General features: G+C 72.7%; 9 protein-coding genes. 4 read left to right on the top strand and 5 right to left on the bottom strand.

Annotated features, from left to right (window positions below):
* The 3 genes from GPA04_RS00555 to GPA04_RS00545 all read left to right on the top strand — a co-directional run bounded on the left by GPA04_RS00555 (position 1) and on the right by GPA04_RS00545 (position 6,310).
* Complete coding sequence (locus GPA04_RS00555) at positions 1 to 4,794, top strand: DEAD/DEAH box helicase (RefSeq protein ID WP_156221279.1); 4,794 nt, start codon at positions 1 to 3, stop codon at positions 4,792 to 4,794.
* 126 nt (positions 4,795 to 4,920) lie between these two features.
* The gene (locus tag GPA04_RS00550; protein ID WP_156221277.1) at positions 4,921 to 5,517 is read left to right on the top strand and encodes a biotin transporter BioY; all 597 of its coding nucleotides are present in this window, start codon (positions 4,921 to 4,923) and stop codon (positions 5,515 to 5,517) included.
* A complete protein-coding gene (locus tag GPA04_RS00545) occupies positions 5,504 to 6,310 on the top strand; it encodes an Fpg/Nei family DNA glycosylase (protein WP_156221275.1) in 807 nt (268 codons plus the stop codon). Before GPA04_RS00550 ends, GPA04_RS00545 begins: the two co-directional genes overlap by 14 nt.
* Positions 6,311 to 6,320: 10 nt before the next feature.
* On the opposite strand, the gene GPA04_RS00540 is transcribed toward GPA04_RS00545, so the two are convergent.
* From GPA04_RS00540 to pgsA, 3 genes are all read right to left on the bottom strand, one after another.
* Positions 6,321 to 6,629, bottom strand: a complete 309-nt coding sequence (locus GPA04_RS00540) for a helix-turn-helix domain-containing protein (protein ID WP_241680506.1) — start codon at positions 6,627 to 6,629, stop codon at positions 6,321 to 6,323.
* 204 nt (positions 6,630 to 6,833) lie between these two features.
* On the bottom strand, positions 6,834 to 7,298 hold the full coding sequence (locus GPA04_RS00535) for a CinA family protein (protein WP_156221273.1): 465 nt from the start codon (positions 7,296 to 7,298) through the stop codon (positions 6,834 to 6,836).
* A complete protein-coding gene (gene pgsA, locus GPA04_RS00530) occupies positions 7,295 to 7,909 on the bottom strand; it encodes a CDP-diacylglycerol--glycerol-3-phosphate 3-phosphatidyltransferase (protein ID WP_156221271.1) in 615 nt (204 codons plus the stop codon). Before pgsA ends, GPA04_RS00535 begins: the two co-directional genes overlap by 4 nt.
* A gap of 78 nt (positions 7,910 to 7,987) precedes the next feature.
* Here pgsA and GPA04_RS00525 point away from each other — a divergent pair, with 78 nt between their 5' ends.
* Complete coding sequence (locus tag GPA04_RS00525; RefSeq protein WP_162458481.1) at positions 7,988 to 9,388, top strand: CapA family protein; 1,401 nt, start codon at positions 7,988 to 7,990, stop codon at positions 9,386 to 9,388.
* Positions 9,389 to 9,540: 152 nt separating this feature from the next.
* Here the strand turns inward: GPA04_RS00525 and GPA04_RS00520 are convergent, their stop codons facing one another.
* Positions 9,541 to 10,134, bottom strand: a complete 594-nt coding sequence (locus GPA04_RS00520) for a carboxymuconolactone decarboxylase family protein (RefSeq protein ID WP_156221268.1) — start codon at positions 10,132 to 10,134, stop codon at positions 9,541 to 9,543.
* A 58-nt stretch (positions 10,135 to 10,192) separates the two neighbouring features.
* Complete coding sequence (locus GPA04_RS00515; protein WP_241680505.1) at positions 10,193 to 12,643, bottom strand: FtsK/SpoIIIE family DNA translocase; 2,451 nt, start codon at positions 12,641 to 12,643, stop codon at positions 10,193 to 10,195.
* Between the last annotated feature and the right edge of the window lie 302 nt (positions 12,644 to 12,945).

The raw sequence follows: 12,945 nt of genomic DNA, 5'->3' as shown, positions 1-12,945 counted from the left end.
ATGGCCCTCGTGAGCCCAGCGAGCGCGCCCGAGGACCCGTTGTCGCGGTTCAGCGTGCCCACCCGCACCTGGTTCGCCGGGGCGTTCGAGGGGCCCACCGCGGCGCAGGCGGGCGCATGGGAGGCGATCGGGTCCGGCGAGCACGCCCTGGTGGTGGCGCCGACCGGGTCGGGCAAGACGCTGGCAGCCTTCCTCGCCGCCATCGACAGGCTGCTCACCGAGCCGGTCCCCGAGGACCCGACCCACCGCTGCCGGGTGCTGTACGTCTCGCCGCTCAAGGCGCTCGCAGCCGACGTGGAGCGCAACCTCCGCTCGCCGCTGGTCGGGATCGGCGCAGCGGCTGCCGCGCAGGGTGTCGGCGCCGCAGACGTGCGCGTCGGGGTCCGCACCGGCGACACCCCCGCGAACGAGCGCCGCACCTTCGCCACCAAACCGCCCGACGTGCTCATCACCACGCCCGAGTCGCTGTTCCTGGTCCTCACCTCGGCCGCGCGTGCCGGCCTCGCCGGTGTGGAGACCGTCATCGTCGACGAGATCCACGCTCTCGCCGGCACCAAGCGAGGCGCCCACCTGGCGTTGTCGCTGGAACGCCTCGACGAGCTTCTCGAACGTCCGGCGCAGCGGGTCGGGCTGTCTGCCACGGTTCGGCCGGTCGAGACCGTGGCCGCGTTCCTCTCGGGCTCGCGAGCCCTGTCCGACGGCGGTCGCACCACCCGTGTGGTCCAGCCGCCCTCGAGCAAGGACCTCCGCATCGACGTGGTGGTGCCGGTGCCCGATCTGGCCGACATCGCCCCGGCACCCACGCCCGGCTCGGACGTGCTGGGCGCCGATCTGTCGGGCCCCGACCTGTCGGGCTCCGCGGCCGGCCCGCTGGTCGCGGATCGTGCCGCTGCCGGTTCGATCTGGCCGCACGTCACCGAGCGCGTCGTCGACCTGATCACGAGCCACCGCTCGACGATCGTGTTCACCAACTCCCGTCGCGGCGCAGAGCGGCTGACGTCGAGGATCAACGAGGTGCAGGCCGCGCGGCTCGCGGCGGAGCGCGGCGAGGAGCCGGATCGCGACGCGGGCGCGGCCTGGCCGGCGGCCACGCAGGCGCAATCGGGAGCCGGGCTCGCGGTGCCTGCCGAGGCGGTGATCGCACGGGCCCACCACGGATCGATGAGCCGGGAGCAGCGCACGAGCATCGAGACGGCGCTCAAGTCCGGCACCCTGCGGTCGGTCGTCGCCACCAGCTCGCTGGAGCTCGGGATCGACATGGGGGCGGTCGACCTGGTGGTGCAGGTCGGTGCGCCGCCGTCGGTCGCCAGCGCGCTGCAGCGGATCGGGCGCGCCGGCCACCAGGTCGGGGCCACGTCGCACGGCGTGGTGCTGCCGACCCACCGGGGCGACCTGCTCGCCGCCGCGACCGCCTCGGTCCGCGCACGCGAGGGCCGGATCGAGGCCGTCAAGGTACCGATGAACCCGTTGGACGTGCTGGCCCAGCAGGTCGTCGCGATGGTCGCGACCCAGGACTGGGAGGTCGCCGCCCTGATGTCGCTCGTCCGCAGGGCGAGCCCGTTCGCCCAGGTGAGCGACGCCGTCGTCCACGGGGTTCTCGACATGCTCGCCGGGCGTTACCCGAGCGAGGACTTCGCCGAGCTGCGTCCGCGGATCGTGTGGGATCGCGTAGCCGGGGTGATCAGCGGGCGCCCGGGTGCGCTCCGCCTCGCCGCCACCAGCGGCGGCACCATCCCCGATCGCGGCCTGTACGGGGTGTACGTGGTCGGCACCGACACCGCGGCCGCACGCGGCGGTCGCCGGGTGGGCGAGCTCGACGAGGAGATGGTCTACGAGTCCCGCGTGGGCGACACCTTCACGCTCGGCTCCTCGACCTGGCGCATCGAGGACATCACACCCGACCGGGTGCTGGTCTCCCCGGCGCCCGGGCTGCCGGGCCGCCTGCCGTTCTGGAAGGGCGACGCCCCGGGCCGGCCGGCGGAGCTCGGCGCGGCGATGGGCGCGATGATGCGCGAGGTCGCCGAGGCCAAGTTCGCTCCGGCGTCGCTCGACGGCTGGGGGCTCGACGACTGGGCTCGCGACAACCTGCTCACCTATCTGCGGGACCAGGAGGAGGCCACCGGCCGGCTCGCGACCGACCGGGTGATCGTCGTCGAGCGGTTCCGTGACGAGCTCGGCGACTGGCGCGTGGTGATCCACTCGCCGTTCGGTGCCGAGGTCCACGCCCCCTGGGCGCTGGTGCTCGCGGCACGCCTGCGGGACCGGCTGGGCGCCGACGTGGCGGCGATGCATTCCGACGACGGCATCGTGCTGCGGCTGCCCGATGCCTCGTGGGAGAGCGACTGGGGCTCGGCCGACGGCGAGGCCGTGGCGGCCGAGGTCGCCGTGACCGCGGAGGACCTGCTGCTCGACCCGGAGACCCTGACCGGTGAGGTGGTGGCGTCCTTGGGTGGTTCGGCGCACTTCGCTGCCCGGTTCCGGGAGGCGGCAGCACGGTCGCTGCTGCTGCCCCGCCGGCGCCCCGACCGGCGGCAGCCGCTCTGGCAGCAACGGCAGCGCAGCGCGCAGCTGCTCGCGGTCGCCGCGGACTACCCGGACTTCCCGGTGGTGCTGGAGGCCGTGCGGGAGTGCCTGCAGGACGACTTCGACGTGCCCGCCCTGGTGCAGCTGATGAACGACCTGCGGGCGCGCCGGATCCGTGTGGTCGAGGTGAGCACACCCACGCCGTCGCCGTTCGCGCAGTCGCTGCTCTTCTCCTACGTGGCGCAGTTCCTCTACGAGGGCGACGCTCCGCTGGCCGAGCGACGCGCCGCGGCGCTCACGCTCGACCCCAGCCTGCTCTCGGACCTGCTCGGCGAGGGACTGACCGATGTCGCGGACCTCCTCGACGTCGGCGCGCTCGCCTCGGTCGAGGCGGAGGTCGGTTTCCGCACCGAGCGCATGCGCGCCAAGGACGCCGAGGGGGTCCTGGACCTGGTGCGGCTCCTCGGACCGATCCCGACGGCGGAGCTCGCCTCGCGGGCGGTCGAGCCCGACCAGGTCGAGGGCTGGTTGCTCGACCTCGCCGCTGCGCGGCGGGTCATCGGCGTCCGGGTCGCGGGCGAGCAGCAGTGGGCCGTCGTCGAGGATGCCGGTCGGTTGCGTGACGCGCTCGGGGTGCCGCTCCCGGTCGGGCTCCCGGATGCGTTCCTGGATCAGGTGCCCGAGGCGCTGACCGACCTGGTGCGACGGCACGCGCGCACGCACGGACCGTTCCGCGCCGGAGAGGTGGCGGCCCGGTTCGGGCTGGGCGTCGGTGCGGTGCTGCCGGTGCTGGCCACGCTCACCGACCGCAACGTGCTCGCCGAGGGATCGCTGCGCCCGGTCGACGCGCACTCGCCCGCCAGCGCCGCGATGCCCGGGCCGGACTACTGCGACGCCGAGGTGCTGCGCCGGGTCCGACGGCGGTCGCTCGCAGCGCTGCGCGCGGAGGTCGAGGCCGTGCCGCCCGCGACCCTGGGGGTGTTCCTCCCGACCTGGCACCACCTCGGGCGGCTGCGAGGTGTCGACGGCGTGGCGGCGGCCGTGGAGGCGTTGGCGGGGACGCCCGTGGCCGCCTCGGCCCTCGAGGGGCTGATCCTGCCGGCCCGGGTGCGCGGCTACTCCCCCGACCTGCTCGACGAGCTCACCAGCGCGGGCGAGGTCGTGTGGGTCGGCGCGGGCTCCGGGCCCGGCGCCGACGGCTGGGTCACGCTGCTGCCCGCGGACGCGGTGGCCGACCTCGCTCCCGACCTGGGTGATCTGGTGCTCACCGATGCTCATGAGCAGCTGATCGACGCACTGGCCGGCGGGGGCGGCCGGTTCGCGCGCGAGGTCGTGGCGCAGGTGCAGGGTGCGTGGCAGGGGCGAGGTGAGACGCCCTCGGGCGCAGCGCTCGTCGACGCGCTCTGGGAGCTGGTCTGGGCGGGCTGGGTCACCAACGACACGCTGGCGCCGCTGCGGGCGAGGCTGGGAGCGGCTGCGCGGCCGGGCACCCGGAGCACGCGCCGGCCACGACCCCGGTCGCTGCGGACCACGGCGCTGCGCACGGCCGCGCTCGGTGGCGGCTCCCGGCCGGCTTCGACGAGCGGGCTGGCGATGCCACCGGACGCCGTCGGGCGATGGAGCCTGGTGGGTGAGCGTGCCGACGACCAACGACGTCGCGCCGCGCGCGCGCTGTCGCTGCTGGACCGCGACGGGCTGGTGGTGCGCGGCACCGTTCCCGAGAGCCTCACCGGCGGCTTCTCGACGGTCTACTCGGTGCTGTCGAGCGCCGAGGAGAACGGGCAGGTGCGTCGCGGGTACTTCGTCGAAGGGCTGGGCGCGGCGCAGTTCGCGCTGCCCGATGCGGTCGAGGCGATGCGGGGCGCGGCACGCGAGATCGAGACCGCACCGGCGATGCTGCTCGCGGCGACCGATCCGGCCAACCCCTACGGCGCGGCGCTTCCCTGGCCGGAGCCGGTCGGGCTGCTCGAGGAACGCAGCGGGCACCGACCCGGTCGCAAGGTGGGTGCGAGCGTGGTGCTGGTGGGTGGCACCCCGGCGCTCTACCTGGAGCGCGGTGCCAAGACGCTGCTGTCCTTCACGACCGACGAGGCCCGGCTGGCGGCAGCCGCTACCGAGCTGGCCGGGCACGCGCGTGCCGGATCGCTGGGCCGGTTCACCGTCAGCAAGACCGATGGCGGTTCAGCGTTGGCGTCGCAGCCCGCCCTCGCCAACGCCCTCACGAACGCCGGTTTCATCGCGACGCCCCGAGGTCTGCGGCTCCGCCGGTGACTGGCGGATCATCCAACCTCGTCGGGGCAACGTTGTCGGCGCCGACGCTCGTGATGCACTGCCGTCGTGGATACCGTCGAGCGAGCGATGGCGCCCCGCCTCGCCTGCACCGTCTCAGGGAGCCTCATGACGATCGCCACCGCCCCACGCCGCGCGCCCGTGCTCGCCGACCTCGGATCGGCCTCTCGCGCCCGTGACGCCGCGCTCGTGGTCGCCGGGACGATGCTCATCGCGGTCTTCTCCCAGCTGGTCGTGCCGCTCCCCTTCACCCCGGTGCCGTTGTCGCTGTCCACGTTCGCGGTGCTGCTGACCGGCCTGGCGCTCGGGCCAGGGCGCGCGCTCCTGAGCACCGTGCTGTACCTGGGGCTCGGGACCGCGGGAGTGCCGATCTTCGCCGAGCAGGGCGCCGGATGGGCCTCCGCCTCCTACGGCTACGTCGTGGGTTACGTCGCGGCCGCCGCGCACGCGGGTGCGGCTGCCCGCCGCCGCGCGGACCGGTCGCCGCTCGCCACGATCGCCGCGGCCGCGGTCTCGACCCTCGCGGTGTATGCGTTCGGGGTTCCGTGGTTGATGGCGTCGCTGCACGTCGGTCTGCTCGAGGCGCTGGCCCTGGGAGTGGTGCCATTCCTCATCGGTGACGCGATCAAGGCTGCGGCGGCGGCCCTGCTGCTGCCCGGAACCTGGCGTCTCCTCGGAAGGACTGCGCCGGATGCCCGAGGGTGACGTCGTGCTGCGGACGGCCCGGCGGCTCACGCAAGCACTCGCCGACGGTCCGCTGGTGCGGGCCGAGCTGCGCTGGCCGAGCGTCGCGGGCGCCGACCTGCTGGGCCGCCGCGTGCTCGAGACCGTCAGCCACGGCAAGCACCTGCTGACGCGGCTCGACGACGCGCGCACGCTCCACACGCACCTGCGGATGGAGGGCACCTGGCAGGTGCGGCGCACCCAGCAGCCACCGGATCCGTGGCGGCGGCACACGGTGCGGGTGGTGCTGGGGACCTCGACCTGGACCTGCGTGGGGATCTCGTTGGGCATGGTCGACCTGGTGCCCACCGCGCAGGAGGGCACGGTGATCGGGCACCTGGGACCCGACCTGATGGCTGACGACGTCGACGTCGTCACCGCTGCCGCCAACCTGAGAGCGGAAGGCGAGCGCGCGATCGGCGAGGTGCTGCTCGACCAGCGCGTCGCCGCCGGCATCGGCACCGTCTACGTGGCCGAGACGCTGTGGCTGCACAGGCTGAACCCGTGGCTGCCGGCGTGCGACGTGCCCGATCCCGAGGCGCTGATGAGCACAGCCGCGAGGATCATGCGCCGCAGCGCGGACGCGCGCACGATGTCAGCGACCGGCGACCCGCGCCCCGGCCACGAGACGAACGCCTACGGGCGCGTGAACCGCGAGTGCCGTCGCTGCGGCACACCCATCCGCGAGGGGCGCCTGGGTAGGCCACCGACGGATCGCGTGACCTTCTGGTGCCCGGCGTGTCAGCCGGGGGGTCCCGACGGACCGACGCCCTGAACGAGCAGGATCAGCTGACGCTGGCGAGCGAGTCCTTGGAGACGTCGCTGAAGTCCGGGGGAAGCGCATCGGGGATGAGGATGCCCTCAAGGAGCGCCACGCGGTCCGAGACCTCGCGCAGAACGACCGAGACCGGGAGGTCGAGGGCGTCGCAGATCGCGAACAGCAGCTCGGACGAGGCTTCCTTCTGGCCGCGCTCGACCTCGGAGAGGTAACCGAGCGAGACGCGAGCGGCGGACGAGATCTCACGCAGGGTCTTGCCCTGGCGCTGACGGGTAGCGCGGAGCACGTCACCGATCTGCTGGCGGAGCACGATCACCGGCTTACCCTCCCCTCGTTCCTTCGTTGCGGCTGGCGCCGGGGCCGACGCGATAGCACTACGGTACCCCGGCCTGGTGACAGACGTGTTTCTCACGTCCAGATTTCGACGAATGGGACGGAACGTTCCTGAGTAACGGGGCGGAAGCGTGTTCTTCATCATTACCGGGTCCAACGCCGGTCCGGCCACGCTTGTTCCCTCGGCTCAGCTGAGCGCGAAGCCCCGCAGCAGCGCCGTCGCGGCGTGCACGGTGGCCCCGCGCAGCGCTCCCCGGCCACCGACCAGCCGCAGCGGCCGGACCGAGGCGCGCTCCGCCGTCGTGACGGCGATGAAGATCGTCCCGACGGGCTGACCGGACTGGCGAGCGGGACCGGCCACACCCGTCGTCGCGACGCCGATGGTGGCGCCGAGCCTGGCCCGCACGCCGTCGGCCATCTGTCGGGCGACCTCGGCGTCCACCGGACCGCGCTCGGCGAGGTGGTCGGGATCGACGCCGAGCAGGGTCGCCTTGAGCTCGGTGGCGTAGGCGACGACGCCGCCCCGCACGACCGCCGACGCGCCGGGTACCGCGACCAGGTGCGAGGTGAGCGCACCTCCGGTCAGCGACTCCGCCACGGCGACGGTGAGGCCCGCGCGCGCGAGCCCGGCGACGACCGACTCGGCGCTCACGCCTTCGACGACTGGCCGGTGCGGACGATCCGGACGGCCTTGACGACGTAGTCGACCGCGGTGACCACGGCGATCGCCGTCGCCACGTAGAGCACGACCATGCCGAGCCAGTACATCCACGGGCCGAGCTCGCTGCCGAGCAGGCCCACCCAGTCGACGGTGAGCACGGCGAGCGCCACCATCTGCAGCACCGCCTTGAGCTTGCCGCCGCTGGAGGGGGCGATCACCTCGCGGCGGGACAGCAGGGACTTGAGCGCCATGATGCCGAACTCACGCACGACCAGCACGATCGTGACCCACCACGGCACCTCACCGAGCCAGGAGAGCATCACGAGAGCCGCGACGACGAGGATCTTGTCGGCGAGCGTGTCCAGCATCGTGCCGAACTTCGTCACCAGCCCGCGGGTGCGCGCGATGTGGCCGTCCCACCGGTCGGTCAGGGCGGCGACGACGAACACAGCGCAGGCGGCGACGCGGGTGCCGACCGTGTCCTGCATGAGCAGCACCACGTAGATCGGAACCAGCAGGATCCGCACCCCGGTCAGCGCGTTGGGCAGGTTCCAGTTCGACACCGCGGGCACTGCTGCGCCCCTGTCGCCCTGATCGCTCACTCAGCCAGGGTAATGGCGCAACCTGGGACCACCGACCCGGTCGCACGGCGATCGGTGACGCTGTCTAGACTCTCCCGCGTGCAGCAGCCGCCCCGCCGACCTGCCCGCCGCACGAGCGGGACGATGCGCATCCCACGGGGTGCGCGGCTGCCGATCACGCTGATCCTCGTGCTGCTGCTGGTGATCGGTGCCGGTGCGATCGCGCTGCTCGGGCCGTGGCGCGACGTCGCCGCCGAAGATCCCACCGACGCGAGCACGTCGGCATCGGAGCAACCCACGGCGTCGGAGGAACCGACCGCCGAGCCCAGCTCGGAGGAGCCGACGACACCCGCCGTCGAGGACGCGGTGTTCACGATCGGGGCGGTCGGTGACGTGCTGCCCCACGACACCCCGATCGCGACCGCCGCAGCCGATGCCGAGGGCGGCGGCTACGACTTCCGCCCGATGCTCGAGGCGACCCGCCCCTACAGCGAGGGCGTCGACCTGATGCTGTGCAACTTCGAGGTGCCGCTGTCGCAGCCGGGAGAGACGCCGTCGGGCTACCCCTCGTTCGGGGCACCGGCCGAGCTCGTGGGCAACCTGGCCGATCTCGGCTACGACGGCTGCTCCACCGGCACCAACCACACCCTCGACCGCGGCGCCGACAACGCCGAGTACACGCTCGACGTCTTCGACGAGAGCGGCCTCGGCCACGCCGGCTCCGCCCGGTCCCAGACCGAGGCGGACGCCCCGCAGCTCTACGAGATCGAGCGCGGCGGCCAGACGATCACGGTCGCCCAGCTGGGCGGCAGCTACGGCACCAACGGCATCCCGATCCCCGGCGACTCGCCCTGGGTGATCAACACCTTCAGCCCCGACATCATGGACCCGGGCAACTACGACCCGAGCGAGCTGATCGCCCAGGCGACCGCGGCGCGGGAGGCGGGCGCGGACCTCGTCGTCGCGACGATCCACTGGGGCGTGGAGTACCAGCTGTCCCCCAACGTGGAGCAGACCGCGATGGCGCAGGCGCTGGCCGAGTCCGGTCAGATCGACCTCGTGGTGGGCACGCACCCGCACGTGCCGCAGCCGTTCGAGAAGCTCGACGGCGGCCCGGACGGCTCGGGCATGTGGGTCGCCTGGTCGCTGGGCAACTTCATCTCCAACCAGGACTCCAACTGCTGCATCAGCGAGACGGCGACCGGGCTGTTCATGACGGCGACCGTGACCGCGCCCGCCGACGGGCCGGCTCGCGTCAGCGGGATGACGTGGACACCGATCACGGTGGACCGGGTCGGGCAGCAGCGGGCCTACCCGCTGCTGGACCTCGTGAACGACGAGCGCCCGGGGATCCTGGCGCTGTCGGAGGCCACGTTGCAGCAGCGGCTCTCCGAGGTGGAGGCGATCATGTCCGAGAGCACCGGTGCCGAGTTCCCCGTGCTCGACGCCCCCTCGACCCCCACGGGCGAGCCACCCGCCGTCATCCCCCGCCCCCGCTGACCCGCGCCCCCTCGCCGGGGGCTCGTGCCGGGCAGAACTGGTCGCCAGACCGCGTGGCAACCGGTTGCTATCCCCGGATCGGTGCGACTGGCGACGAGTTTCGCCCGGTGGCCTGGCAGCCGAGGCCCCCAGCCGTCACCGCAGCGCGCCGCTCAGTCCTCCGCGATCGGACGACCGACGACGAGGTCGTCGCGGACCGACTCCGGCACGGACTCACGGTAGGCGGCGTCGGGCTGGAGCCCGAGGGAGTCCAGCACCGTGCTGAAGAAGCAGCGGGCGGCGGCGGCGAGGACCACGTCGACGATCTCGCCGTCGTCGAGGCCGGCTGCCCGCAGCTCGTCGACGTCCGTGGCCGTGATGTCCGCACCTCCGCGTCCCACCTTGTCCGCGAACGCCACGACAGCCAGATCGACGTCGTCCACGCCGTCCCCCTGCTCGCCGTCGAGGACCCGGCGCAGGCCCTGCTCCCCCAGTACCCGCTCCGCGAGCAGCTTGCCGTGAGCGAGCGAGCAGTAGCTCGACCGCAACCCGCGCGCGGCACCGAGGGTCGCCAGCTCGTAACGCCGCATGCCGGCACCGTCGCGAACGGCCGACGCCAGCTGCTTCCAGGCCTCGTTCACCCCAGGGCGTTGCGCCATCACGAGGTCGTACGTGGGGACGTAGCCCATCGCCGCCCGGTCGGCATCCACGATGCCGGCGGCAGCACCGACGAAGGTTGCCGGGTCTGGCAGATCCACGAAAGCCACGGGTGTCTCCTCAGCGACGACTGGCCACCTGTGGGTGCAGTATGCGCCGAACCGACAGCTAGCGGTTGTTCGTCAGCTCCCAGGCGTCCTCGGAGTCCTCGTCGCCGTCGTGGTACTCGACGGCGACCGGTGGGTCGTCGTCGCGCTCGGCCCAGTCGCCGTCGTCGGCGTCCTCGTCAGCACCGCCGCGCGCCGGCCCGGGGCCGTCACCGCGGAGCATGGCGAGCGTGGCCGCCAGGTCGTCGGGCTGCACGAGCACGTCGCGCGCCTTGGAACCCTCGCTGGGGCCGACGATCTCGCGAGACTCCAGCAGGTCCATGAGCCGCCCGGCCTTCGCGAAGCCGACGCGCAGCTTGCGCTGCAGCATCGACGTCGAGCCGAACTGCGTGGACACCACGAGCTCGGCCGCCTGGATCAGCAGCTCAAGGTCGTCACCGATGTCCTCGTCGACCTGCTTCTTGGTCACCGTGACAGCGACGTCCTCGCGGTACGTCGGCTGCATCTGCTCCTTGACGTGCTGCACGACCGCGTGGACCTCGGACTCGCTGACCCACGCGCCCTGCACGCGCATCGGCTTGCTCGCGCCCATCGGGAGGAACAGCGCGTCACCCTGGCCGATCAGCTTCTCGGCTCCGGGCTGGTCGAGCACCACCCGCGAGTCGGCGAGCGACGACGTCGCGAAGGCCAGCCTCGACGGCACGTTGGCCTTGATCAGACCCGTGATCACGTCGACCGACGGCCGCTGCGTGGCGAGCACCAGGTGGATGCCCGCCGCACGCGCAAGCTGCGTGATGCGCTGGATCGAGGACTCGACGTCGCGCGGCGCCACCATCATGAGGTCGGCGAGCTCGTCGATGATCACCAGCAGGTACGGGTAGGGCGTCAGCACGCGCTCCGAGCCGGGCAGCGGCTTCACCTTGCCGGCACGAATGGCGGCGTTGAACTCGTCGAGGTGCTTGTACCCGAACTGCGCGAGGTCGTCGTAGCGCGCGTCCATCTCACGCACCACCCAGTCGAGCGCCTCGGCGGCCTTCTTGGGGTTGGTGATGATCGGCGTGATCAGGTGCGGGATGCCCTCGTAGATGGTCAGCTCGACCCGCTTGGGGTCGACCAGCACCATGCGCACCTCCTCCGGGGTGGCGCGCATGAGGATCGAGGTGATCATCGAGTTGACGAACACCGACTTGCCCGCACCGGTCGCACCGGCGACCAGGATGTGCGGCATCTTCGCGAGGTTCGCGACGACGTATCCGCCCTCGACGTCCTTGCCCACGCCGATGACCATGGGGTGCTCGTTGCGCCGGGCGGGGCCGCTGCGCAGGACGTCGCCCAGCGCGACCGTCTCGCGGTCGGCGTTGGGGATCTCGATCCCGATCGCCTTCTTGCCCGGGATCGGCGACAGGATGCGCACGTCGGCGCTCGCGACGGCGTACGCGATGTTCTTGCTCAGCGCCGTCACCCGTTCGACCTTGACGCCGGCGCCGAGCTCGACCTCGTAACGCGTGACGGTCGGACCGCGGGTGAACCCCGTGACCTGGGCGTCGACGTCGAAGTCGGTGAGCACCGCCGTCAGGGCCTCGACCACGCGGTCGTTGGCGGCCGAGCGCGTCTTGTGCGGCGGCCCCTGGACGAGCGCGTCGTCGCTGGGGAGCGTGTAGATGAGGTCGGGCGCCAGCGTCAGCTGCTCGGCGCGCTGCGGCAGCGGCTTCGTCGGCGGCGGGGTGAGCTCGTCCTTGGCGGCGGGCTCGTCGATCACCTCGGTCAGGCCACTGACGGCGACCGGTGCCTCGCGGTCCTCGGGGCGGGTGAACGCCTCGTCGCCGGTGAAGGCACCCGGCTCGACCGCGGGGGCGGTGTCGGCCTTGCGCTTGCGCTGCTTCGGCGCGGGCCGGTCGGCAGCACCGGTCTCGAGGTCCTCGGTGGCCTCGCTGTCGTCCTCCTCGACGTCCTTGCCGCTGATCCAGTCGATCGCCTGGCGGAACCGGCGCGGGATCGCGGCCACGGGGGTCGCGGTGACCACGAGCAGCCCGAACACGAACAGCAGCACCAGCACCGGGACCGTGACGTACACGGTCAGCGCGGTGGACAACGGGTTGGCGGCCACCCACCCCAGCACGCCGCCGGCGTCGAAGACGTCCTGCCAGTCCGGAGGATCGGGCAGGCCGTTGGCGACCGCGAGGAAGCCGGCGATCGCCGTCGTCATGGTCGCGAGCCCGATCGAGATCCGCCCGTTGACCTCGGGTCGGTCGGGGTGCCGCATCAGCCGGATGGCGAAGAACAGCAGGATCACCGGCACGACGATGCCCAGCATGCCCACCGCACCGGCGATGCCGGCGTGGATGATCTCGCCGGCCGTGCCGGACAGCCCGAACCACTCCCGCACCGCGACTACCACGGCAAGGCCCACGAGCAGGAACGCGATCCCGTCACGGCGGTGCGCGGGGTCGAGGTTCTTGGCGCTGCTGCCGACGCTCCGGGCGGTTCCGCCCGCGACGTGGGCGGCTCCCATCCAGATGCCCTTGAGCATCCGGACGGGTAGCGCGGGCTTGTCCGACCGCGCGGGCGGTCGATCGGCGGTCTTCCGCTGACCGGAACGCGAGGAACCCGACGGCGCCTTGGTGGCGTTCGTCGTCGTCTTGCGTCCTGGTGCGGCGGTCCGTGCGGGGGAAGACGTACGGGTCGCCATCTGTCTGTGGCCTCCTACCCAGGTGTGTCTGCAGGCACACCTGACGTGGACCACTCAACCATCGTCACGCGTCCCTCGTCGGGAGCGACACTCGTGCGAACGCCCGACGCCGACCCAGGACCGGT

This window comes from Pseudactinotalea suaedae, from assembly GCF_009733815.1.
Classification (GTDB): Bacteria; Actinomycetota; Actinomycetes; order Actinomycetales; family Beutenbergiaceae; genus Pseudactinotalea; species Pseudactinotalea suaedae.
Note: the sequence above shows the minus strand (reverse complement) of the source record. Positions and strands in the feature narration are given on the sequence as shown.